The organism is Lactococcus sp. dk101 (assembly GCF_009601055.1).
GTDB lineage: Bacteria > Bacillota > Bacilli > Lactobacillales > Streptococcaceae > Lactococcus.
The window spans coordinates 39,897-62,903 of record NZ_WITI01000010.1 but is presented as its reverse complement, the minus strand read 5'-3'; the positions used below and the strand labels follow the sequence as shown (position 1 = coordinate 62,903).

At 39.2% G+C, this 23,007-nt stretch carries 23 protein-coding genes; 19 read left to right on the top strand and 4 right to left on the bottom strand.

The annotated features are described in order from the left end of the window. Positions 1-69: 69 nt before the first annotated feature. Complete coding sequence (locus GHI45_RS08185; protein ID WP_147780254.1) at positions 70-1,449, bottom strand: amino acid permease; 1,380 nt, start codon at positions 1,447-1,449, stop codon at positions 70-72. A 217-nt stretch (positions 1,450-1,666) separates the two neighbouring features. On the opposite strand from GHI45_RS08185, the gene GHI45_RS08180 reads away from it, so the two are divergent. Next, a complete protein-coding gene (locus GHI45_RS08180; protein WP_147780253.1) occupies positions 1,667-2,047 on the top strand; it encodes a YlbF family regulator in 381 nt (126 codons plus the stop codon). After that, positions 2,025-2,357, top strand: a complete 333-nt coding sequence (locus tag GHI45_RS08175) for a YlbG family protein (RefSeq protein ID WP_147780252.1) — start codon at positions 2,025-2,027, stop codon at positions 2,355-2,357. The genes GHI45_RS08180 and GHI45_RS08175 overlap by 23 nt, the downstream gene beginning before the upstream one ends. A gap of 10 nt (positions 2,358-2,367) precedes the next feature. Here the strand turns inward: GHI45_RS08175 and GHI45_RS08170 are convergent, their stop codons facing one another. Further along, positions 2,368-2,886, bottom strand: coding sequence for a dithiol-disulfide isomerase (locus GHI45_RS08170; RefSeq protein ID WP_147780251.1), 519 nt, complete (start codon positions 2,884-2,886; stop codon positions 2,368-2,370). A gap of 195 nt (positions 2,887-3,081) precedes the next feature. Continuing rightward, positions 3,082-3,675, bottom strand: a complete 594-nt coding sequence (locus GHI45_RS08165; protein WP_147780250.1) for a CYTH domain-containing protein — start codon at positions 3,673-3,675, stop codon at positions 3,082-3,084. Between the two features lie 194 nt (positions 3,676-3,869). Between GHI45_RS08165 and GHI45_RS08160 the strand changes: the two genes are divergently transcribed. From GHI45_RS08160 to GHI45_RS08135, 6 genes are all read left to right on the top strand, one after another. Further along, on the top strand, positions 3,870-4,532 hold the full coding sequence (locus tag GHI45_RS08160) for a GTP pyrophosphokinase family protein (RefSeq protein ID WP_147780265.1): 663 nt from the start codon (positions 3,870-3,872) through the stop codon (positions 4,530-4,532). After that, a complete protein-coding gene (locus GHI45_RS08155) occupies positions 4,519-5,331 on the top strand; it encodes an NAD kinase (protein WP_147780249.1) in 813 nt (270 codons plus the stop codon). The genes GHI45_RS08160 and GHI45_RS08155 overlap by 14 nt, the downstream gene beginning before the upstream one ends. Positions 5,332-5,333: 2 nt before the next feature. Next, the gene (locus GHI45_RS08150) at positions 5,334-6,290 is read left to right on the top strand and encodes an RluA family pseudouridine synthase (RefSeq protein WP_147780248.1); all 957 of its coding nucleotides are present in this window, start codon (positions 5,334-5,336) and stop codon (positions 6,288-6,290) included. Between the two features lie 202 nt (positions 6,291-6,492). Further along, the gene (gene licT, locus GHI45_RS08145; protein WP_187230103.1) at positions 6,493-7,335 is read left to right on the top strand and encodes a BglG family transcription antiterminator LicT; all 843 of its coding nucleotides are present in this window, start codon (positions 6,493-6,495) and stop codon (positions 7,333-7,335) included. Between the two features lie 257 nt (positions 7,336-7,592). Next, positions 7,593-9,524, top strand: coding sequence for a beta-glucoside-specific PTS transporter subunit IIABC (locus tag GHI45_RS08140; protein ID WP_147780246.1), 1,932 nt, complete (start codon positions 7,593-7,595; stop codon positions 9,522-9,524). 296 nt (positions 9,525-9,820) lie between these two features. Beyond that, a complete protein-coding gene (locus GHI45_RS08135; RefSeq protein ID WP_147780245.1) occupies positions 9,821-11,260 on the top strand; it encodes a glycoside hydrolase family 1 protein in 1,440 nt (479 codons plus the stop codon). 41 nt (positions 11,261-11,301) lie between these two features. On the opposite strand, the gene GHI45_RS08130 is transcribed toward GHI45_RS08135, so the two are convergent. Continuing rightward, on the bottom strand, positions 11,302-12,138 hold the full coding sequence (locus GHI45_RS08130) for a peptidylprolyl isomerase (protein WP_147780244.1): 837 nt from the start codon (positions 12,136-12,138) through the stop codon (positions 11,302-11,304). A gap of 387 nt (positions 12,139-12,525) precedes the next feature. Here GHI45_RS08130 and GHI45_RS08125 point away from each other — a divergent pair, with 387 nt between their 5' ends. The 11 genes from GHI45_RS08125 (at position 12,526) to rplA (ending at position 22,969) form a co-directional block, all read left to right on the top strand. Further along, the gene (locus GHI45_RS08125; protein ID WP_147780243.1) at positions 12,526-13,164 is read left to right on the top strand and encodes an amino acid ABC transporter permease; all 639 of its coding nucleotides are present in this window, start codon (positions 12,526-12,528) and stop codon (positions 13,162-13,164) included. A 9-nt stretch (positions 13,165-13,173) separates the two neighbouring features. After that, positions 13,174-13,806, top strand: coding sequence for an amino acid ABC transporter ATP-binding protein (locus GHI45_RS08120; protein WP_147780242.1), 633 nt, complete (start codon positions 13,174-13,176; stop codon positions 13,804-13,806). 92 nt (positions 13,807-13,898) lie between these two features. Continuing rightward, positions 13,899-14,726, top strand: coding sequence for an amino acid ABC transporter substrate-binding protein (locus GHI45_RS08115; protein ID WP_147780241.1), 828 nt, complete (start codon positions 13,899-13,901; stop codon positions 14,724-14,726). Between the two features lie 124 nt (positions 14,727-14,850). After that, positions 14,851-15,612 carry a hypothetical protein gene (locus GHI45_RS08110; protein WP_147780240.1) on the top strand — a complete coding sequence of 254 codons (762 nt, stop codon included), beginning with the start codon at positions 14,851-14,853 and terminating at the stop codon, positions 15,610-15,612. Positions 15,613-15,719: 107 nt separating this feature from the next. Continuing rightward, complete coding sequence (locus GHI45_RS08105; protein WP_147780239.1) at positions 15,720-17,159, top strand: amino acid permease; 1,440 nt, start codon at positions 15,720-15,722, stop codon at positions 17,157-17,159. A 99-nt stretch (positions 17,160-17,258) separates the two neighbouring features. Further along, positions 17,259-17,960: an NADPH-dependent FMN reductase gene (locus tag GHI45_RS08100; RefSeq protein WP_147780238.1), complete on the top strand. Its 702-nt coding sequence runs from the start codon at positions 17,259-17,261 to the stop codon at positions 17,958-17,960. After that, entirely contained in the window at positions 17,960-18,925 is a 966-nt protein-coding gene (locus tag GHI45_RS08095) for an FAD:protein FMN transferase (protein ID WP_147780237.1), read from the top strand. The genes GHI45_RS08100 and GHI45_RS08095 overlap by 1 nt, the downstream gene beginning before the upstream one ends. Positions 18,926-19,066: 141 nt before the next feature. After that, positions 19,067-19,792, top strand: coding sequence for a nucleoside phosphorylase (locus tag GHI45_RS08090; RefSeq protein ID WP_147780236.1), 726 nt, complete (start codon positions 19,067-19,069; stop codon positions 19,790-19,792). Next, positions 19,789-21,243, top strand: a complete 1,455-nt coding sequence (locus GHI45_RS08085; protein WP_147780235.1) for a cytosine permease — start codon at positions 19,789-19,791, stop codon at positions 21,241-21,243. Before GHI45_RS08090 ends, GHI45_RS08085 begins: the two co-directional genes overlap by 4 nt. A 238-nt stretch (positions 21,244-21,481) precedes the next feature. Continuing rightward, the gene (gene rplK, locus GHI45_RS08080; protein WP_096817526.1) at positions 21,482-21,907 is read left to right on the top strand and encodes a 50S ribosomal protein L11; all 426 of its coding nucleotides are present in this window, start codon (positions 21,482-21,484) and stop codon (positions 21,905-21,907) included. Positions 21,908-22,279: 372 nt separating this feature from the next. Continuing rightward, positions 22,280-22,969: a 50S ribosomal protein L1 gene (rplA, locus tag GHI45_RS08075; RefSeq protein ID WP_147780234.1), complete on the top strand. Its 690-nt coding sequence runs from the start codon at positions 22,280-22,282 to the stop codon at positions 22,967-22,969. Positions 22,970-23,007: the final 38 nt, after the last annotated feature.

Below are 23,007 nucleotides of genomic sequence, written 5' to 3'. Positions count from 1 at the left end.
AATTATTGATAATATTCTAAAAATTCAAACGAACAATAAAACCTCACGCGTAGTGAGGCTCTATCTGACTCAAGATTTTCTAAAACGTGAATAAATTCCGAAAATAACTGTCCAAACCAAAGCACCAAGTGCAGGGAAACGCGTGTCTGTATGGAAGAATAAGGAAATAAAGACGATTGAGAAGATGACAACAACAAAGGGAACAGTAATTTTTGCTTTTGGTGTCAAGAAACCTTCAGGGTCAAAATCGCTTGATTGACGGTATTTGTAGAATGTGTACAAATGAATGAAATAAACAATTAAGAATAAATTGGTTGTACATGATGCGGCAAAATCAAAAGCATTTTGAATTTGTGGGATGAGGGTCAAAACTGGAGCAAAAAGTGAGAGGGCGCCGACCAGATAGAGAGCATTCAATGGAATGCCATTTCTTGAAAGTTTTGTCAGTGCTGTCAGCTTACCACGGTCATGTTGTTTGGCCAGTGAATACATATTTCTAGTTGCTGAAAAGAGAGAGCTGTTCAAGGCAGAACCAGCAGAAGTCAAGACTACAAAATTGATTAAGGCAGCAGCCCATTTGATGCCGATAAGTTGGAAAACCATGACAAATGGCGATTTGTCAGCTGGAATATGTGTCCAAGTGAAAATGGTCATAATGGCAAGGAGGGCGCCGACATAAAAGATGAGAATACGAATGGGGATTTGATTGATGGCTTTGGGAATGGTTTTGCGTGGATTTTCAGTTTCAGCGGCAGTCATTCCGATGAATTCCATCGAAGTAAAGGCAAACATGACCATTTGCAAGGCGCTCACCCAATTCATGATACCTTTAGGAAAGAAACTGAAATTATTGGTGATGTTTGACAAACTGACAGAACCCTCATAGGTTTGCCCTTGGATAACAGAAGAGTATTCGAAATGGCCAAATAAAAGAAAAATTGCAGTACCAATCATTCCGACAATGGCAGCCACTTTGATAATGGCGAACCAAAATTCTGTTTCTCCGAAAAATCGTGCATTGAGTGTATTCAATCCAAACAGTAAAACTAAAGCAATGATTTCAATGAGCCATAATGGAACGTTAGGCAGCCAAAATTGGACATATGTACCGATAGCTGTCAGCTCTGATATACAAACAAAAACGAGAACTAGCCAGTAAGTCCATTGGACAAAATAACCTGTTCGGTTGCCGACATATTTGGTTGTAAAATTGAGAAAGCTGTGTTGCGTCGGGTCTTTGTAAAGTAGCTCACCGATTGTTCGCAGAAAGACAAACATGGCAATTCCGACAATAATGTAAGAAAAAACAATCGATGGACCCGTCATCTCAATGGTCTTACCAGCGCCTAAAAATAAACCTGTACCGATAGTTCCGGCGATAGCGATGAGCTGAATGTGCCGATTTTTTAAGCCCATTTTTTGCGGGGCTTCTATTTCTCCATTTTTCATGTGGAACTCCTTGATTTTGATATAATAATAGTTAATTTTTTGTACAATTACAAAATATGTATTCTATTTTATTACTTTTTGTCTCAACATACAAGAATTAAGTCATTTTTCAGCTATAAAAATGGAAAGAAGGAAAGTTTTCTGAAGTCTTGTTGTTCATATGTGTCCACTGCTAGAATAAATTGTTAAACGATTTACTTTTTGATATAATGATTTTATGTTAATCATTGATGAAAAATTACTGGAAATAGATGATTTAATTGATGAACTAGTGGTTGAATTCATGGAACGTCCAGAGACAAAAAGCTATTTGAAAACAAGAGCAGTGTTTGAAGCGGACGCGGAATTGCAAAAAAAAATCGCTGTTATTGCTGACAATGCGGATTTTATTGCTTATCGACCAGAATTAAAACAATTACAAAAAGAAATAATCATAAATGACAAAGTCTATGCTTTGAAATTAGCCGAAAACGACTTACAAGAAGTTCTGTCAGCACTGACAAAAGTTATTGCTGACACGATTTCAGAAAATATTTATATTGATGAAAATTTACCATTGAAAGGAGGAAGTCAACATGACAGACATCATCGAAGATAAGGAAATGATCAAACCGCAAACCATTCGTCCTTTAGACGTTATTGGTCGCGTTCCTTTATATGTTTACTGTTCGTCATTCAAAAGTGGCCGTCAGCTCGGACGCTATGGTGATGGGGGATACGTCAGTCAAAAGGGACATTTTTCTTTAATTTATGTGAATGAAGCCGAAGTTGAAGAGAAAATTGAACAACTCAATGCTTTGAAATTCGTAAAAAAAGTAAGCAGAGGACACATGAAAGAACTTGACTTGAATTTTTCCGAAGCATTTGCAAAAACCAATCTTGAAGTTAAAGAAGAAATGGGATTATAAAAAACTGCGCTTAGGCAGTTTTTTCAATTTCTTGGATAAATTCTGTCAGCTCTGACAACTGACAAGAAGCGATTTGTAATTCTTCTGTCGCGGTCAAAATAATACTGGCAGGTGTTTCGGTGAACCGATGTTTATAAAACTCACGGAGACATTCTGTCAAACGTTGCTTGCTGTATGTGCGGAAGATTTTAAACTCAGCCGTTGTTAGCCCAAGTTCCACTAAAATGTGCTGGCGAATGAGATTGTTATAATTTAAAATCGTGGAATGTTCAAGTTTTTCTTGTAATAAAAACAAAAATTGACGCCCATATTTTCTGCCATGCAAATTGATGGTTAAATAATCCAATGCGATTTTTTCGAGTCGATCGTAACTGGCATTGAGATACTCAACTGTTTTAGGGAAATTTGCTTGATCCCGATAAGTTTTGGCCACATTCAAGTTGACTACAGGATGTAAATACCAATCATGACCATCGCATGCCTCCAAATGATTTAGCACTGGCGTAAAATAAAGATGAATTTCAAGCATTAGAACGGACGCTTCGCTTTCTATATTTCGATACTGCACGAACGAAAAATAAAATATTTTTTTCTTCGTTTGGCAGATGTCAATCAAATACAGGAAACGTATTTGATTTTTTCAGGAAATTTTATCACACCGTTCATCATATCAAAATAGCTGAAAAACTCATAATCATATACAAAAAAAGACCACTAGGGTCTTCTATTTTTTCAAATGACGCAAGCAATCCAAAAAACGGACAACTTTTGATTTGGAAAAGCGATATTCCAAATGATTTTTTTCCAAAAACTCGAAAAAGTCTTGTTTGCCTTGTTCATTGTCATCGACTTCAAGTTCCAACTCAAAGTCGGTATGTCCGAGATAATCATTTTTGTCCAAGGCACACAGCCCAATCGCCAATCTTTGCTCATAACGAATGGTAGTCAAACTCCCGATGACTGTGATTTCATCAAGGTCAATGTCGCGTTCAAGCAAAAGTGAAAAGATTTCAGATAAATCCGTTTGACCGCAAGTCATTTTCTTTTCGCCCAAAAGATATTGGGCTTCTTCAAGCGATAAGGCAATGTTATACTCAATATTACCAACTTCTTGTGGCACTTTGAGGGTCATTTCGGCACTTCGATCGAACGTTCTAATTCTCAATGCAAGCTTTTTTTTGCGGAGTTTGAAATCAGGTGTGTCCAGATAATGATTGGTTTGGCGAACAGAAGTGATGTGGGTAAAAAGTCGTTTGAGCTGGTCATATTCAGCCATGCTCAAGAGCGACTTATACTCAATTTCCAAGTTTGTACTCATTTATTTATTTGATGAATTTTTGTTTTTACAAGATTTTTATAAAAATAAAACATCTTTCCTTTCAGATATGGTAAAATTATACATGTGGGCAAATTTAATCTTTTGAAGTCAAAGGATTAAAAATGTCCTTATAAATTAAATCTATTGTATCAAAAAAAAGGAAGAATTGGCAAGTTGCCATTTTGGGCGAAACAATGAGCTTTGACTGGGAAGAATTTCTTGACCCTTACGTACAAACCGTAGGCGAGTTGAAAATCAAATTACGCGGTGTGCGTAAACAATACTTAAAAAAGGGAACATACTCGCCAATTGAATTTGTGACAGGGCGAGTAAAACGTCGTGATTCGATAAAGAAAAAGGCACGCAAACGTGGCTATACACGTGATAATTTATCCGAAATGGAAGATATTGCAGGCATTCGGGTCATGGTTCAGTTTGTCGAAGATATCTGGGAAGTTTTAGAGCTTTTGCATAAACGAAATGACTTCAAAATTATTGAAGAACGTGATTATATCAATAATCAGAAAATTTCTGGTTATCGTTCGTACCACGTCATCATTCAATATCCGATTGACACCATCGATGGTTATAAAATCATCAATGCTGAAATTCAAATTCGTACTTTGGCCATGAACTTTTGGGCAACAATAGAACACAGTTTGAATTATAAATACGGTGGCTTGATTCCAGAAGATGTCAAAAATCGATTGACGAATGCGGCACGCGAAGCGGCTTCTTTAGACGCGGAGATGTCTTTGATTCGTGATGAAATTCAAGACGCTCAGCTCCTGTTTGACGGGCCACAGGCAAGGGCTAATTTTAAGAAAGAAAATGGAGAAGAAGATGAATTTTGGTAAGAAAATCTGGCTAATTGGCAATCCGAGTGAGAAATCCACTAAAACGGTCAATGCGCTAAAAAAACTTCTTCGGGCAGAACATTTTATTTTTGATGACATCAATCCAGAAATTGTTGTCTCAGTTGGTGGTGACGGAACATTGCTTCGTGCCATGCACATGTACGAATATCAATTGGATAAGGTACGCTTTTTAGGCGTGCATACGGGCCACTTGGGCTTTTATACTGATTTTACGGATGATGAATTGTTTGAAGTGGTTGAAGCACTTCAAAATGAAAATTTCCGTGAAGCCGTTCATTATCCATTGGTTAAAGTTCAAGTTAACTTTGACGATGGTTATCAGATTGTGCGTCATGTGCTGAATGAATCAACCATTAGACGTGCCAGCAAAACCATGCTTGGCGATGTTAAAATCTCTGATTATCTCTTTGAACGCTTTCGTGGCGACGGTTTGTCTATTTCGACACCGACTGGATCGACGGCTTATAATAAATCAATCGGCGGAGCTGTAATGCACCCACGAGTTGAAGCCATGCAAATTGCTGAGATTGCAAGTTTGAATAACCGTGTTTATCGAACGCTTGGTTCACCGATGATTGTCGCTAAAAAAGATGTGATTACGGTTATCCCTGCGCGTGAAGATGATTATAGCTTGACCTTTGACCAACTTACGTTCGAGTACAAAAATATTAAATCAATTGAATATAGTATGGACGGTGCCACGATTGCTTTTGCTAACTGTGCCCATACGCCTTTCTGGGAGCGGGTTAAAACATCATTTATTGGAGAAGTGGAGTAGTCGTGCAGTTTTCTTTTACAAATGAAATTGACCGTAGTATGGTCAAAGGCTTGCTCAAGAGACATGGCGTTTCAAAACGCTTGCTCTCAAATATCAAGTTTGATGGTGGACAGATTTTAGTCAATGGCAGTGAGCAAAATGCCATTTTTCGACTTGCCGTAGGCGATATTGTAACAATCGTCGTTCCAGATGAGCCAGACAATGAGTTTTTGCTTCCAGAAAATTTACCATTGGAGATTGTCTTTGAAGATGACCATTATTTAGTGGTGAATAAGCCGGCTGGAATGCCATCCATTACAGGTGCGGTACATCCAAACGGTGCCATGTCCAATGCAGTTAAAGGCTACATCACAAGGCAGGCCTATGCCAATCAAGCAGTGCATATTATCACGCGACTTGACCGTGATACCAGTGGCTTGATGTTTTTTGCTAAACATCGCTATGCACATGCCTTGATGAACATGGGGTCTAAATATCGTGAAAGCCTGCAAAAACGGTATTTTGCCATTGTTGACGCAAAACAGGTTTTGTCAGAGCTGACAGAATTTGAAAAAGAAGCGGTCAGTGAAAATTTACGGCAGGCCGGACAGCCATTGCCAGCCAATGGTCAGATTGATTTACGGATTGGTCGCTTCGATGGCTCGATTATCCAACGCCAAGTCCGATTTGATGAGGGCAGTAAATCTGCAAGTACAAGTTTTGTGCGTATTGATGAGCAAAATGATTATGCTCTGCTTGACATTGAACTCCATACGGGGCGCACACATCAAATTCGGGTGCATTTCTCACATTTGGGATTTCCGTTGATCGGCGATGACTTGTATGGTGGCAATCACGAGGTCATGAGCCGACAAGCACTTCATTGTCATCACTTGCAATTTTTACACCCTTTTACAGATAAAATGGTAGATATTGAGCTGGATATGCCAGAAGATATGAAACAATTATTAAAAAAATAAACCCCTGTCAGAGCTGACAGAGGTTTTTTTTAAAAAACATATGTTTGCGCTTGCAAAAAATAAAAATGATGGTATAATGGAGTCAAAATAAGGATTGTGACGGGTGAAGCTGGCGAGACCGAAATGAACGAATGCTCTAGCAATGGATTGCTAAGGTATGCTTTTGTTTCGGTCTTTTCTTTTGTCCAAGAAAGGAGCAACAATGCAAATTGTCAAGGTATTTAATAATAATGCCTTATTGGTCACATCGAATGAAGAAGAAAAATTCGTGATGGGAAAAGGAATCGGGTTTAAGAAAAAAGCTGGCGATTCTGTTGATGAAAATGAAATTGAGAAAGAGTTTGCCTTTCAGCGAAAAAGCATGCGTGATTCTTTGCTTGATATTTATGAACAACTTCCGCCAGAAGAAATCGACTTGGTGGCAAGTTTGATAAAAGAGGCAGAAGAAAAATTTAATCAAACTTATTTTTTAAGTTTGTATGTGTCACTCGCTGACCATATTCACTTTGCTCTTGAACGTGCAAGAGAAGGTTTGAAAATTAAAAATCCTCTAGTCTGGGAAGTTCGTAAATTTTATCCAGAAGAATTTAATCTGAGTAAAAAGTACATCTTGCTTATAAATGAACATTTGCAGCTCGATTTAGATGAGGATGAGGCAGCGGCCCTTGCCTTGCATTTTGTGAACGCAAGACAAGAAAATGGAATTTATCGGAACACTTATGAAATCACACATATCATTGATGACATTCTAAAAATTGTAAGAGTTCATTATCATGTCAGCTTTGACGAAAATGCACTGAGCTTTCAGCGGGTGATTACGCACTTACATTATTTGGGACAACGCCTCATCTCAGGAGATGGAACAGTTAAAATGATGGATCCTTTTCTCTACGAGCAGGTTAAAAATAAGTATCCGGAAGCAAGTCGATGTGTGGATAAAATCGTTACTTATCTTGATCAACAACGTGGCTATAAGTTAGATACAGATGAAATTGCTTATCTAACGCTACATATTCAACGGTTGGTCTTTGAATTTGAAAATTAATACTGTTTAACTTCTAAAAAACATAGAAGTTGCTTCGCTGTCGATGCTCGCTAAACGAACAAGTTCGTTAGTCGCAGTCGCAAAGTTTGCGTTTTACGCACAAAACATTTGTCGGTTTGCTTAGCGACTAAAGTCGCAAGAGCAAAACGCAAACCACTTCTTGCACTAGCGCAAGGCAGTATATCTGCAGTTAATCTACTAACCGACTTAAAAGTCGTTTAGAGGTTAACTAGTATAAGCCAAAAAAGGAGAAAAAAATGGCAAAGAATTATGATGCACTGGCTAAGGATATCCTTGACCATGTTGGCGGACGAGAAAATGTAATTGACCTCGTTCATTGTATTACACGGTTACGCTTCCGTCTTAAAGACGAAGGACTTGCTGATGATAACTATTTGAAACAACGCGAAGGTGTGGTAACGGTCGTCAAGTCTGGCGGACAGTATCAAGTCGTGATTGGCAATGAAGTTCCAGATGTCTTTGACGCAGTCAATCGGGTTGGAAACTTAGCAGGTGCAACGACAACAGAAACGGTTAACGAAGCACCGAAAGGAAGTTTGTTCAATCGCTTTATTCAGTTGATGTCTGGTTTGTTCCAACCTATCTTAGGCCCACTGGCTGCAGCAGGGATGTTAAAAGGATTAGCCGCCTTGCTTGCAGCGTCTGGCTTTGCAACGACATCAGGAACCTATCTTTTAATCCAAGCTGCTGGAGATGGACTTTTCCAATTTTTGCCATTTTTCTTGGCTTATACTGCAGCAAAAAAATTCAACATCAATAAATTTACGGCAATGGCGATTGCAGGAGCGATGCTTTATCCTTCTCTTATCAATCCAACAACGGGACATCCTCTCTACACCCTCTTTTCTGGAACCATGTTTGCTAGCCCAATCTACTATACATTTTTCGGCATTCCTGTGATTATTCAGTCTTATTATTCAACAGTTGTTCCAATTATCATCGCGGTTTACTTTGCGTCTAAGATTGAACACTGGTTGAAACGGGTTGTGCCAGATGTTATTAAATTATTTATTGTTCCATTCGGTACGATTTTGATTGCCGTTCCTGTCTCGATTTTGATTATTGGCCCTGTAATGACATGGGCAGCGACTGGTGTTGGAAATGGTTTGATTTCCATCCAACATTTTGCGCCTTGGCTCGCAGGTGCCTTAATCGGTGGGTTCTGGCAAGTACTCGTTATGTTCGGCCTTCATTGGGGCTTAATTCCAATCGCAATCAACAATATTATGACACTTGGTCATGATCCGATTATTGCAGCCGCATTTACGCCTAGTTTTGCACAAATCGGTGCCTTGTTGGCAGTCATGATCCGGACAAAAGAATCAAAAGTTAAACAAATTTCTATTCCAGCTTTTATCTCGGGCTTGTTTGGTGTGACTGAACCAAGTATTTATGGTGTGACCTTGCCCATGAAAACGCCATTTATCATGAGTTGTATTGCTGCAGGTATTGCATCAGGTATTGCAGGCTTCCTTCAGTTTAAGGTTTATGTCATGGGCGGGCTTGGAATTTTCGGATTTTTGAGTCTTTTCACTGCAAAATCAGGATTGGGAAATCTGTATGTTGGTATTTTTGCAACAGTTCTTGCCTTTGTTCTTGGCTTTGCTTTGACCATGTTTGTCAAAATTCCTAAACTTTATGAAACAGAAGCCATGGCAGAAGAAAATACACCCCTTCAGGTTCATGAAAGTGTAACGACACCAGCTGAAAAGCTTAACATCAAAGAAATCATTGCATCACCATTTGCTGGAAAGCTTTTACCACTTAGCGAAACGCCAGATCCTGTCTTTGCATCAGGAACGTTTGGCAAAGGAATTGCGATTGAACCAGCGTCAGGAGAATTATTGGCGCCAACAAATGGTATCATTCAATTTGTATTTCCAACGAAACATGCCATCGGTATGCTGACGGAAAATGGAACAGAAATTCTCATTCATATTGGTATGGATACAGTTCAATTAGAAGGAGAAGGCTTCACAGCGCTCGTAAATGAGGGCGATGAAGTTGTTGCAGGGCAGAAATTGATGATGGTTGACCTTGAGTTTATCAAACAAAAAGGTTTTTCAACCGTAACACCTATCGTTGTAACAAGCGAATGTGAAGATACCTTACCTACTGGCGAGCATGAAGTGAATGCCGGTGATTATCTTATGACGATTTTGAGATAACAATAATTTAAAATGAAAAAAGTTTAATACTGTTTAACTTCTAAAAATACCATTTAGAAGTTAAAGTTTGCGTGGTACGCAAACCACTTCTTGCGTACCACGCAAGGCAGTATATTTACAGCCAATGCCTTTATTGTTTGAACTTTAGTTCAATACAGATAAAGGACAAATGGTTTATACCTTTATCGTTGAGCTTTAGCTCTTTACTAATAAAGGACAAATGTTTTATGGACAGCGTAGTAATCTACTAAAAGTTAGCACTTTTAGAGGTTAACTAGTATAAAAAGGAGAAGCAGATGACAGTATTTCCAAAAGGATTTTTGTGGGGAGGTGCCACAGCAGCCAACCAACTCGAAGGTGGCTATGACAGAGACAAAAAAGGCTTATCAGTCGCAGATGTGATGCCCGGAGGTAAACAAAGAATGGGCGTTCTAGCTAGCGATGACTTTGAATGGAAATTAGATAATGAACACTATCATTACCCTAATCATCGTGGGATTGAACACTATGATCACTTTGAAGAAGACATTAAATTATTTGCTGAAATGGGCTTCAAGTGCTACCGTTTCTCAGTTGCTTGGTCACGCATTTTTCCAAGAGGAGATGAAAAACTTCCCAATGAAGCTGGGCTCGCCTTTTACGAAAAACTGATTGACACTTGTTTAGCCTATCAGATTGAACCAGTCATTACGATTTCTCATTATGAAATGCCCTTGGTTTTAGCAGATGAATATGGTGGGTGGAAAAATCGACAACTCATTCAATTTTATGAGAATTATGCTTCGGTTCTTTTGACTCGATTTTATAAGAAAGTTAAGTATTGGATGACATTTAATGAAATCAATTCGGCCTTTCATTTTCCTGCATTGAGTCAAGGCTTGGTTAAAAGCAATGGAGCGAATGATTTTAAAAATATTGCACAAGCCTGGCATAATCAATTTGTAGCAAGCAGTAAAGCAGTGAAAATTGCTCACGAATTGGATTCGGAATTAAAAATCGGCTGTATGATTATCTATGCAACGACTTATAGTATTGACGCTGATCCAATCAATCAAGCTGCAACCATGATTCAAAATCAAGAATTTAATTATTATTGTGCAGATGTTCAGGTGCGTGGCCAATATCCTGCATACACTGAACGCATGTTGAGTAGTCATGGGACTTCATTTAATGCCTTAGACATTACTGAAGAGGATCTGGCTTTATTGAAGGCTTACCCAGTAGATTACGTTGGTTTTAGCTACTATATGTCATCAGCGATAAATGTCACGTCAGATGATTTAGATGAAGTAGCAGGAAATTTATTGGGCGGTGTGCGTAATCCATTTTTGAAGGCAAGTGATTGGGGCTGGCAAATTGACCCTGAAGGCTTACGAATTGCTTTAAATGATCTTTATAATCGATATCAAAAACCAGTCTTCATCGTTGAAAATGGGCTTGGCGCTATTGATCAATTTGACGGTGGTCAAATCAAAGATAGCTATCGAATTGATTATTTACGTGAACACATTAAAGCAATGGCTGAGGCAATCGAAGATGGCGTTGACTTGATGGGCTATACGCCTTGGGGCTGTATTGATTTGGTCAGTGCATCAACGGGCGAAATGAGCAAACGTTATGGCTTCATTTATGTTGATTTAGACGATGATGGAAACGGAAGTTTGGAACGATCACGCAAAGATTCTTTTTATTGGTACAAAAAAGTCATTCAGTCCAATGGAATTGATTTGGATTAAAAAAATAAACCCTGTCAGAGCTGACAGAGGTTTATTTATTGTTAGAATTTCCAATCTTTAACGATTTTAACGTTTGTAATTTTGACTGGTGAAACAGGTGATGATTCTTCACCGCTTGAATTTGCTGTTACTTTTGCAGAGGCAATCTTATCGACGATGTCCATACCTGAAATGACTTGTCCAAAGACTGTGTATGAACCGTCAAGACTTGGGTAGCCGCCTTTTTTGTAGGCATCAGCAATTTTTGCTGGACGAAGATAATTGGTCAGTTGACTTGACATATCTTGGCTGCCTTGAACGATAAAGAATTGTGAACTACTTGAGCTTGCTGCACCTGTATTGGCAAGTGAAAGCGCACCGCGAATATTGTAAAGTTGGTCAGAAATTTCAGTATCAAATGATTTTCCGCCATTGACAGAGCTGACAACTTTGCTGCCTGTTCCTTTATTTGAAGGATCACCAGCTTGAATCATGAAGTCATTGATGACGCGGAAGAATTCATTATCTTTATAATAACCTTCTTTAGCAAGGGCTAAGAAATTTTCAACAGCATTTGGTGCAAGTTTAGGGAAAAGCTTGATGTTGATATTGCCTGCTGTTGTTTCAAGTTGAACTTCGGCTTCGTCAGAAGATACCGTCGTTGATAGCTGTGGCAAGCTCACTTTGTCAAGTTTCGCTTGTGTGGTTTGAGTGCCTGCAATATCAGTGCCTTCACCGGCAGTGCTAGAGCTGACACTTGTGCTTGTGCTAGATGAACTTGTATCTGTTGTGCTTGAATGAGAAGGTTTATTTGCAAAATAAATCAAGACAGCTACGATGATGACAAGAATCACACCTCCAACAATGAGGAGGATATTTTTATTGTTTTTCGTTTCCATAAGCACATTTTAACACAAAAAGTCTGATTTATGAATTTTTATTCTATTTTTTCAAGGTTTTTTCTTGCATAATGTTTTTAAATAAGCTATAATTATAAAAAATAAAAAATTCAAGGAGGAATCACAATGTATCAAACAACTTTTACTACAATTCATCATCATCATCATAGATAAAAGTTGTGTCATACAGTGGTATAGATACAACTTTTGAGTACGCTCAAGTATCTATGCCGGTGATTTCATAAAAGACCGGTTGTAAAGACAGCCGGTCTTTTTATTTGCTTGTACTCTCCTTTGTTAGTAAAAAAAATCACTTGCAAACAAAGGATTTTTATATCATTTACAATGTCTGAATATTCTAATATTTTAATCAAAGAAAGGTAAAATATGTCCTATATTATTAGTATCCTGCCACAATTAGCTCAAGGCTTTGTTGTGACACTTCAAGTTTTCTTCATTACACTTCTCTTTTCAATTCCTTTAGGAATTATTATCGCTTATCTCCTTCGTCTTCCTGTCTTGAAATGGATTTTTAATCTTTATATCTGGATTATGCGTGGCACACCGCTTTTGCTTCAAATCATCACGATTTACTTTGGCCTTCCTGTCATAGGCATTACCATACAAAATCGGCTTTTGTCTGTCTTGATTGCATTTATTTTAAACTATGCTGCCTATTTTGCAGAAATCTTCCGAGGTGGGATTGCTGCCATTCCTAAAGGACAATATGAAGCAGCAAAAGTACTGAAATTGAGCAAATGGCAAACGAGTCGATTGATTATTTTACCTCAAGTGGTCAAGATTGTTCTGCCTAGTGTAATGAATGAGGTCATCAATCTGGTTAAGGATAGCTCGCTTGTCTATGTGGTCGGTATCATGGACGTTACGCTTGCTGCGCAAACGGCAATGACGCGTGACATTACGATGGTTCCAATTTATATTGCTGGTTTATTCTATCTGATGTTCAATGGTCTCTTGACTATTCTTGCCAAAATAACTGAAAAACGATTTAACATTTACAAATAAGGAGCGCTCATGCTAGAAATTAAAAATTTAAATAAAAAATTTGGCGATAAGGTTATCTTTGACCAATTTAATTACACATTCAATGACAATGAGGTAACGGCGATTTTGGGACCATCCGGAGGCGGTAAGACGACACTTTTACGGATGCTTGCAGGACTTGAAAAGATTGACAAGGCAACGATTATCTTCAATGGAAAAGTTTTTGAATTGGAGAATGAATTTTTTGACCAAAATATCCTAGGTTTTGTTTTTCAGGATTTTCAACTTTTTCCACATAAAACGGTTCTGGAAAATTTGATTTTAAGTCCCGTTCAGAGTCAAAAAGTCAGCAAGAAGAATGCCATCCAAAAAGCGAATGAATTGCTTGCCCGAATTGATTTGGCTGATTTTGGTAATGTTTATCCCTTTTCCTTGTCGGGTGGACAAAAGCAACGGGTTGCCTTGGCAAGAGCCATGATGATTGATCCAGAAATCATCGGATACGATGAACCAACGAGTGCCTTAGACTCAGAGTTGCGTGATCAAGTGGCGGATTTGATTTTGGAAAATCGCGCATTTGGAACAACGCAAATCGTGGTTACGCACGATCCTGAATTTGCTCAAAAAATTGCTGACCAAATCTTAAAAGTCAACCCCAAATAATTGTTAATAAAAAAATAAAGCATGGCAGGACTTATCCACATACAAAGGATGTGGAACTTGCTTAAACAATCAATGAAAGTTAGGAAAATATCATGAAAAAATTTACAAAATTATTTTTAGCACTTGTCGCTGGTCTCCTTTTAGTGACATTAACCGCCTGTGGAAGCAGCTCAACAAAGACGGACGACACTTGGAAACAGGTGGAAAAATCGAAAACCATTACGATTGGTTTTGACAATACTTTTGTCCCAATGGGCTTCAAGGATAAGGATGGGACAAACAAAGGTTTTGATATTGATTTGGCAGACGCGGTCTTCAAATCATATGGTATCAAAGTCAAATGGCAACCAATCACTTGGTCATTGAAAGAACAAGAATTGAAAAATGGCAATATTGATTTGATTTGGAATGGCTATTCAAAAACGCCTGAGCGTGAAAAATTGGTTACATTTTCTGATACTTATATGGACGGTGGAACGATTTTATTGACGAAAAAATCTAGCAATATCACGACAGTTGCGGATATGAAAGGCAAAACAGTCGGCGTTCAATCAGGTTCTTCACAATATCAATCTTTTAATGACCAACCTGAAATCTTGAAAAATATGGTTTCTGGCAACAGTATTTCACAATATTCAACTTTTGAACAAGGACTTTTAGATGTGAAAAATGGTCGCATTGACGCTCTTTTGGTCGATGCTGTTTATGCAAATTATTACTTGAAACAAGCCAATGAAACCAATGATTTTAATAGCATCAAGATAAACTATGAAGACTCACCAATGGCTGTCGGCGCTCGCAAAGGGGATACAGAGTTGATTGACAAGGTCAATGCAGGCATCAAAAAATTAGTTGATAATGGCGAATTTGCCAAAATTTCTGACAAATGGTTTGGAAAAGACGTTTATCCAACAAAATAAGGGGACATCTAAAAACTACTTTTTTCGAGATTCGAGTCGATTTTATAAAAATCTAGGAAAATCGGCCAAATTTCGGAAGAACTGAGTTTTTAGAGGTGCCCTAAGTGCGTAAAGGAGGCTGTCAGTGCTGACAAAAGATTTGAAAATGACTTATTATCGGCCAGCAGGTAATGATATCATGCTTGTGGAAGGACTTGTGGAAAAGTTTTCGGAAAGAAAAGCAATCAATGATGAACTCTTAACAGTTTATCCCCGACTTGAACAAGTAGGTTTTGTCTCGACAACAGGTCAGCCACAACTTTTGATGGCTGGTGGCGAATTTTGTGGCAATGCTAGCCGTTGTGCAGCCGTGTATTATCTTGCTGGTTTGGATGGCCGTCTTGATTTACGTGTTTGTGATGGTCAAAAAATCATCACAGTTGGGATTGAACATGGGCAAGCTTGGTCAGAAATTCTCCTTTTAAATCCGATTGTTAAAGCAAATGTTCGTCCGCTTTCGGATACTGCATTTTGCGTTGACATGGACGGCATTACTCACTACGTCTTTGAAGAAAAAGTGAGCAATGTCAAAGAAGAAGCGCAAGCTAGGTTAGACCAATGGGCTGATCAGTCTCAAAATTGTGTGGGCATTATCTTTGTCAGCACTGACGACAAAGGAGAGACAGCCATTCAACCTGTGGTTTATGTGCGTTCGATTGACACTTTATTTTATGAGACGGCGTGTGGATCAGGAACAGTTGCTGTCGCACTTGTTCAGTATTTTAAAAGTGGACAAGCTGTCAACATGAAGCTGAAACAGCCATCGGGCCAATGGATAAGTGCAAACGTTGATGAAAATGGGGCTAAAATCATCGGAAATGTAGATAAGCTGATACAAACTGTATAAAAATGTAATTTCCAGCCAGTTATTTCTTCCAGATTGCTTGTTTTGTGATAAAATATAAATCGAATAAAAATACAAACAGCCGAGCTGTTAGTTAATAGAGGAACATTTTGGAAGAAAACAATCAAGTTAAAAGAAATTTGAAGCAGCGACACATTACCATGATTGCGCTTGGAGGGACGATAGGGACAGGTTTGTTCTTGACCTCAGGTGCGACCATTAGTCAGGCGGGGCCTTTTGGTTCGGTCTTGGCTTACATTTTCATCGGGATTATGGTTTATTTTGTCATGACGAGTCTTGGAGAAATGGCGACTTATCTGCCGACTTCAGGTTCTTTCTCGGATTATGGCAGTCGCTATGTTTACCCTGCCTTCGGTTTTGCTTTAGGTTGGAACTATTGGCTTAACGGAGCCATTACGATTGCGGTCGATTTGACTACAGCAGGTATGATTACGCAATTTTGGTTTCCGCATATTCATGCATGGATATTCTCGGGCATTGCGACAATATTGATTTTCGTCATCAATGTTTTGGCCGTCAAAGCATTTGGCGAAACGGAGTATTGGCTGTCAACCATTAAGGTTATCACCATTGTCATTTTCTTGATTGTTGGTGTAGCGACCATCTGGGCGTCTCTGACAGGTCACAATGGAAATATTGATGTGGTTAAAAATTTGACGGCAGGCAACCACGGATTTATCGGTGGTGTTACTGGTTTTGTTGGTGTTCTGTTGATTGCTGGCTTTAGTTTCCAAGGGACTGAATTGCTTGGCGTGACGGCAGGTGAATCTGAAAATCCTGAAAAATCAATTCCGAAAGCGATGAATTCGATTTTCTGGCGCATTCTCCTGTTCTATATTTTCACAATTATTGTCATTGCTGCTATCATCAATTACAAAGACCCACGTTTGCTCAATCCAAATTCGACTGCTGTCATGAGTCCATTTACCATTGTCTTTAAGAATATCGGCTTTGCGCTTGCTGCTTCAGTTATGAATGCTGTTATTTTGACTTCGGTTGTCAGCTCTGCCAACTCAGTCATGTATGCTTCAACCCGAATTTTATATTCACTGGGGCAAGACCACGGGGCTCCAAAAGTTTTTGGTCGAACTGCAAAAAATGGTATTCCTGTTGTCGCACTTTTGGCAACATCAATCATTTGTTTTATTACATTTTTGACGGGAATTTTCGGAACACAAATCTATTTGTTCTTGGTTGACTTGTCATCGTTGACAGGTTTCCTCGCTTGGCTTGGTATCTCAATCAGCCACGTGCGTTTCCGTCGTGCTTATGTGGCACAGGGCAAGGATTTGAACGATTTGCCATACAAGGCTAAACTTTTCCCATTTGGCCCACTGCTTGCCATTTTAATGACAGCAGCCATTATGATCAACTTGGATCCGCAACAACTCTTTAGCCCACAATGGGGACAAGCGCTCGCAACTTATGCAGCTTTGCCCATGTTCATTTTGCTTTATTTTGGTTACAAATGGACGCATAATACGAAAATAATTCCACTTGAAGAAGTTGATTTGAGTAGAGAAAAATAAAAAATGAGCAAAGGCTCATTTTTTATTTGCAAGAAATGTAAAATAAGATTGACAAAAATGAGGGAATAGCCTAAAATTGAAAATAATTGGAGGACGTTTATGAAGTTAGTGGCTATCGTTGGAACAAATGCAAGTTTTTCCTATAATCGAAAATTACTTTGGTATATGAAGAGAGAATTTAAGGGCTTGGCTCAAATTGACATCGTTGAAGTTGCTGATTTGCCCATGTTTTCAGAAGATGCACCTGTCATTCCTGACCAAATTGCCCAAATCTCCGAGCAGATTGCAGAGGCGGACGGGCTTATTTTTAGTACTCCCGAATACGACCATTCGATTACGGCAGCTCTGAAATCTTTGATTGAATGGCTGTCATGGGGCGAAAGTCACGTTTTGACAGGAAAGCCAACCATGCTAGTAGGCGCCTCTCTAGGAAATCTGGGAACCGTTTTTGCACAGGAAAATTTACGCCAAATTTTAAATTCGCCAGGGATTGATGCCGTGGTTTTGGCAGGAAATCAATTTTTGCTAGGCCGTGCAGGGCAGGCTTTCTCAGACCGTGGGGATTTGCTTGACACTAAGACGATTACTTGGCTGACACACTGCTTTGAAAACTTTATGAAATTTGTGCGACTGGTTCAACCTGTCAGCACTGACGAAGCTGAAACAGCAGATTTTCAAGCGATTGATAAGGCCAATGAAAATTGGTGGCTTGAAGATAGTAACATGGGGCAACTGATGGACGATGATGCGGATACGGGGAGTACCGAAGACCTTGATGATGGAACGAGTATGTTTGCCTAATGAAAATGAATGAAAATAAAGCAGCTTATAGGCTTACGAAAAAATACACCGCCATGGGAACGCCAATCGAATTAACGATTTTTGGGAGCACTGATGAAAAAATACTTGACGGTGCATTTGACTTGATTTTATATTTTGAAGATTTATTTACAGTCAATCGCATGTCGTCAGAACTGATGGATGTCAATCATGCCGCGGGAATAGCACCAGTAGCGGTTTCTGAACCCGTTTTTCGATTGACAGAAATTGCCATCGAAAATAGCCTTGCAAATTTTGGATTTAATGCGACCATTGGGCCACTCGTAAAACTGTGGCGGATTGGTTTTGCTGATGCACGTTTGCCTCGCACAGATGAAATTGATGAAAAAAGAGCGCTCATTCGACCAGAAGATGTGGTTTTAGATGCAGATAATTTCAGCATCTTTTTGAAGAAAAAGCTGATGGAACTTGATTTGGGAGCCATCGCCAAAGGTTATATTGCAGATAGGATAAAAGACTATTGGCAGGCTTATGGCATTGCATCGGGGATTGTAAATCTCGGCGGAAATCTTTTATTGATTGGGCAGGCGCCCCATCATGCTGATAAGAAATGGCGTGTGGGTGTTCGTAATCCCTTTGAAAAATCAGGAAAAGCTGTCTTGTCAGTACTGACAACGGCTAAATCTTTTGTCACTTCGGGTATTTCTGAGCGTAATTTTGAACAAGATGGCAAAGTTTATCATCATATCATTGATCCGAAAACAGGTTATCCACATGATAATAGCATTGCTAGTGTAACCGTATTGACTGACCAGTCCATGCGCGGTGAGTTGGAGTCCACCCGCTTGTTTTTTGCAGATGCTACGCCAGCAAATTATCCCTATGCAGCCATTGTTATTCACAAAGATTATTCTGTGGAATTGATAAATCTTCCAGCATGGCAAATCCATATTAAAGATGACCGATTTTATTTGAAAAAGGATTAACCTTTTTCATTTTTTTATTTTTGACAAATTCATAGATTTGATATAAAATAATCTGTACGCTAAAGAAAACGGTTTCTTTTTAGTTAACTTTGGCCATTTATATCACGATTTTGCAACTGCAAAATAGAAATGAGTCCTAAAATGGAAGAACAACAAGCTCATATTCAGCTTACAAGTGCTGATGTGACTGATGACGCCATTATTGTTGGAGATCCAGCACGCATTGATCGGATCACACGACAACTTGATGATTTTGTCGAACTAAAGTACAACCGAGAATTTCGTTCTGTAAAAGGAAGTTACAAGGGAAAAACAATCCTCATTCTTTCTACGGGTGTAGGCGCACCATCTACTGCCATTGCGATTGAAGAATTGCATCATATCGGTGTAAAACGAATTATTCGCGTTGGTTCAGCGGGTGCTTTGCAAGCTGACATCCAACTGGGTGCTATTTTAATTGGAGAGGGTGCTGTCAGAGATGACGGACTTTCCAAAAATTATGTTCCTGAACAATATCCAGCTACTCCAGCTTCAGATTTACTGTCAAAAGCAAGACGACTGGCACCAGATGCTGTCTTTGGCATTATTCGTTCACATGATGGTTTTTATATGGACGGCAATGAACAAACACAGGCTTACTGGTCTAAAATGGGGATTATTGGTGAGGATATGGAGTCAGGTGCTTTGATGACTGTTGGTCGTTTACGTGGCATGGCTACCTTATCCATTTTAAATAATATAGTACTTTACGAAAGCGATTTACAAGCAGGTGTCAATGATTTACAGGCACATGCTCAAGTTGTCGAAGCAGGTGAAAAACGAACCATCAGACTTGCACTTGATTTATTAAGTTGGGAAGAAAAATGAAGAATAAAAACGCAGAAACGCAAGGCTCAGCCTTGAATATTGAACAAAATGGAATTAACGTCATTGACGAGTCTGAACGCAAAGGAAGTCCAAAATCACTCTTTTGGCCTTGGTTTGCTGCAAATATCGCAGTACTCTCGGTCTCTTATGGTGCTTGGACACTTGAAATGGGCATCAATGCCCAACAAGCCATTATCGCAACGACACTCGGAATTATTGTCGCCTTTCTTCTCGTTGGCTTTGTTTCGCTCGCAGGGAAACGTGGCTCTGCACCGACCATGATTCTGTCGCGGTCAGCTTTTGGAGTCAATGGAAATCGTGTACCCGCCGTAATTTCTTGGCTGATTTGTGTTGGTTGGGAAACAATTCTGGTGGTTTTATCCACCTTAGCGGTGGCAACTGTTTTCAAGGAGATGCATTGGGCTTCAGGAAATATGACGAAAATAATTGCCTTTTTGGTTGTTATCGCGATTATTGTCGGTGTCGCAGTTCTTGGTTTTGATGCCATTATGAATTTTCAGAAATGGTTGACCATCATTTTGGGAATTGCCACTATTGTTTACTTTATTCTATGCGCTCACTTGATTAATTTTAACTTATTGACAACGATGAAACCAGGTAATTTTGCGGGAATGATTGGAGCGGCCATCCTTGTCATTACAGGACTTGGTATGAGTTGGATCAATTCAGCGGCAGATTATTCTCGGTATATCCCTCGTAAGGCTTCCTCAAAGGGAGTTGTCGGTTGGACTACTTTTGGGGGTGCATTGACACCAGTGATTTTAGTCATTTTTGGTATTTTACTCGTGGCTTCACAAAAAGGCAATGTGACTTCAGCCTTTGCGACAAATATTTCAGCTGATCCAATAGGAACTCTAGCAAGCGTTTTGCCTACTTGGTATCTTTTGCCATTCACACTTGTTTCTGTAATTTCATTGGTATCAGGTGCGGTTTTGGATATTTATTCTTCTGGACTGGCGCTTTTGGCTATTGGGCTTCCAGTTAAACGTTGGGTTGGAACCTGTCTTGACGGCATCATTATGTTTTTGGGGACAATTTATATTTTGTGGTTTGCTTCAAGTGATTTCTTCAGTTTATTTGAAGCCTTTCTTTTCGCAGTCGGCGTACCAATCGCAGGTTGGAGCGGTATTTTTCTTGCTGAATTGGTTATTCGCAAAAAAGATTACGATGAAAAAGCACTGTTTGATGCTAAGGGACGCTATGGTTCAGTGAATTGGGTATCCTTGTTGGGAATGATTGTCGCATCGATTGTTGGTTTTGGTTTCATGACCTCAACCGTGTCAGGATTTACATGGCAAGGTTATCTTTTCAATAGTTTCCTTCCAAAAGCGGTTTGGGGCTATTCAAACTTGGGTGTCTTTATTGCTTTGTTAATTGGCTTCATCGTTCCATTTTTCAATATTAAAGCGATCCGTAAACAAGAAGCATGAAAGATAAAAAAAGTGCCAATGGGTGCTTTTTTTCATAAGGCTTAAGTCATTGACAAAAACCTGAGAATACTGTAAAATAGATAAGTACGTTTTTAAAAGCGTATTGGCGTGGGAGATTTCAACGAAATCAGCATACCACATCACGTAAATCCGGATATTAAGCGAACATTGAGGCTTTTGTGTCACACAAAAAGCTGTGAGCGGCATCCGAACTAATCTATATAAGGAGAACATTAACGTGGCTAAAAAAGTAGAAAAACTCGTTAAATTGCAAATTCCTGCAGGGAAAGCTACACCAGCTCCTCCAGTTGGTCCAGCTTTGGGTCAAGCAGGTGTCAACATCATGGGATTCACAAAGGAATTCAACGCTCGTACAGCTGATCAAGCTGGTATGATCATTCCAGTTGTTATCTCAGTTTATGAAGACAAATCATTCACATTCATCACTAAAACTCCTCCAGCAGCAGTTTTGTTGAAAAAAGCAGCAGGCGTACAAAAAGGTTCTGGTACTCCAAATACTGTAAAAGTTGCATCTGTAACTAAAGCTCAAGTCAAAGAAATCGCTGAACTTAAAATGCCTGACCTTAACGCATCTTCAGTTGAAACAGCTATGGCTATGATCGAAGGTACTGCTAAATCTATGGGATTCACTGTTACTGACTAAAATTTTGCCCGAATTGCTTCGTTAGCAGAACCCTTGCGTACTTAAGTACGCGGCGGAACCTGCTGTCTCGCACTTCGAACAAAATTTCGAGATTTGTTGTTATTTGTTTAATTTAAAGCGAAATGAAACGCGGAAAAATTTTCCGATGTTTAAATTTCAGTATGTGTTCTGCCTTTTGCTCTTGCGACTTTAGTCGCTAAGCAAACGGACATGCGTAGCTGAGGAAAATTTTTCATTTAAGTGCAATGAAGCGATTGAACAGATTAAATCAATAAATTCAGAAAAAGTCACACATGCAATCCACGCATTGTGGAAGGCTTAAAGCACATTCGTGCTGAAAAAACCGATACTACCACTAGGAGAAAATTAAAAATGGCTAAAAAAAGCAAAAACTTGCGCGCAGCTTACGAAAAAGTTGACGCAACTAAACTTTACAATGTAGAAGAAGCTGTAGCACTTGCTAAAGAAACTTCATTCGCAAAATTTGATGCAACTGTTGAAGTTGCATACAACCTTAACATCGACGTTAAGAAATCAGACCAACAAATCCGTGGCGCAATGGTATTGCCAAACGGAACTGGTAAAACTTCACGCGTTCTTGTTTTCGCTCGTGGAGCAAAAGCTGAAGAAGCAACTGCAGCTGGTGCTGATTTCGTAGGTGCTGACGAACTCGTTGCTAAAATCAACGGTGGTTGGTTGGACTTCGATGTTGTTATCGCAACACCTGATATGATGGCAATCGTTGGTCGTCTTGGACGTGTCCTCGGACCACGTAACTTGATGCCAAACCCTAAAACTGGTACAGTTACTATGGACGTAACTAAAGCAGTTTCAGAATCAAAAGCTGGTAAAGTAAACTACCGTGCTGACAAAGCTGGTAACGTACTTGTTCCAATCGGTAAAGTTTCATTCGAAAATGAAAAATTGGTTGAAAACCTTAAAGCTTTGCACACTGTTATTGCTGCTGCTAAACCAGCTGCTGCTAAAGGTACATACATCACAAACCTTTCTGTTACAACAACAATGGGTCCTGGTGTAAAAGTTGACGTAACAACTTTCTAATCATGTATTAAATAAAAGGAGCTTCGGCTCTTTTTTAT

Excerpts from the sequence above, each read along its gene's own strand:
- GHI45_RS08185 (WP_147780254.1), bottom strand. The coding sequence starts at position 1,449 with ATGAAAAATGGAGAAATAGAAGCCCCGCAAAAAATGGGCTTAAAAAAT.
- GHI45_RS08180 (WP_147780253.1), top strand. The coding sequence starts at position 1,667 with ATGTTAATCATTGATGAAAAATTACTGGAAATAGATGATTTAATTGAT.
- GHI45_RS08175 (WP_147780252.1), top strand. The coding sequence starts at position 2,025 with ATGACAGACATCATCGAAGATAAGGAAATGATCAAACCGCAAACCATT.
- GHI45_RS08170 (WP_147780251.1), bottom strand. The coding sequence starts at position 2,886 with ATGCTTGAAATTCATCTTTATTTTACGCCAGTGCTAAATCATTTGGAG.
- GHI45_RS08165 (WP_147780250.1), bottom strand. The coding sequence starts at position 3,675 with ATGAGTACAAACTTGGAAATTGAGTATAAGTCGCTCTTGAGCATGGCT.
- GHI45_RS08160 (WP_147780265.1), top strand. The coding sequence starts at position 3,870 with ATGAGCTTTGACTGGGAAGAATTTCTTGACCCTTACGTACAAACCGTA.
- GHI45_RS08155 (WP_147780249.1), top strand. The coding sequence starts at position 4,519 with ATGAATTTTGGTAAGAAAATCTGGCTAATTGGCAATCCGAGTGAGAAA.
- licT (WP_187230103.1), top strand. The coding sequence starts at position 6,493 with ATGCAAATTGTCAAGGTATTTAATAATAATGCCTTATTGGTCACATCG.
- GHI45_RS08140 (WP_147780246.1), top strand. The coding sequence starts at position 7,593 with ATGGCAAAGAATTATGATGCACTGGCTAAGGATATCCTTGACCATGTT.
- GHI45_RS08135 (WP_147780245.1), top strand. The coding sequence starts at position 9,821 with ATGACAGTATTTCCAAAAGGATTTTTGTGGGGAGGTGCCACAGCAGCC.
- GHI45_RS08130 (WP_147780244.1), bottom strand. The coding sequence starts at position 12,138 with ATGGAAACGAAAAACAATAAAAATATCCTCCTCATTGTTGGAGGTGTG.
- GHI45_RS08125 (WP_147780243.1), top strand. The coding sequence starts at position 12,526 with ATGTCCTATATTATTAGTATCCTGCCACAATTAGCTCAAGGCTTTGTT.
- GHI45_RS08120 (WP_147780242.1), top strand. The coding sequence starts at position 13,174 with ATGCTAGAAATTAAAAATTTAAATAAAAAATTTGGCGATAAGGTTATC.
- GHI45_RS08115 (WP_147780241.1), top strand. The coding sequence starts at position 13,899 with ATGAAAAAATTTACAAAATTATTTTTAGCACTTGTCGCTGGTCTCCTT.
- GHI45_RS08100 (WP_147780238.1), top strand. The coding sequence starts at position 17,259 with ATGAAGTTAGTGGCTATCGTTGGAACAAATGCAAGTTTTTCCTATAAT.
- GHI45_RS08095 (WP_147780237.1), top strand. The coding sequence starts at position 17,960 with ATGAAAATGAATGAAAATAAAGCAGCTTATAGGCTTACGAAAAAATAC.
- GHI45_RS08090 (WP_147780236.1), top strand. The coding sequence starts at position 19,067 with ATGGAAGAACAACAAGCTCATATTCAGCTTACAAGTGCTGATGTGACT.
- GHI45_RS08085 (WP_147780235.1), top strand. The coding sequence starts at position 19,789 with ATGAAGAATAAAAACGCAGAAACGCAAGGCTCAGCCTTGAATATTGAA.
- rplA (WP_147780234.1), top strand. The coding sequence starts at position 22,280 with ATGGCTAAAAAAAGCAAAAACTTGCGCGCAGCTTACGAAAAAGTTGAC.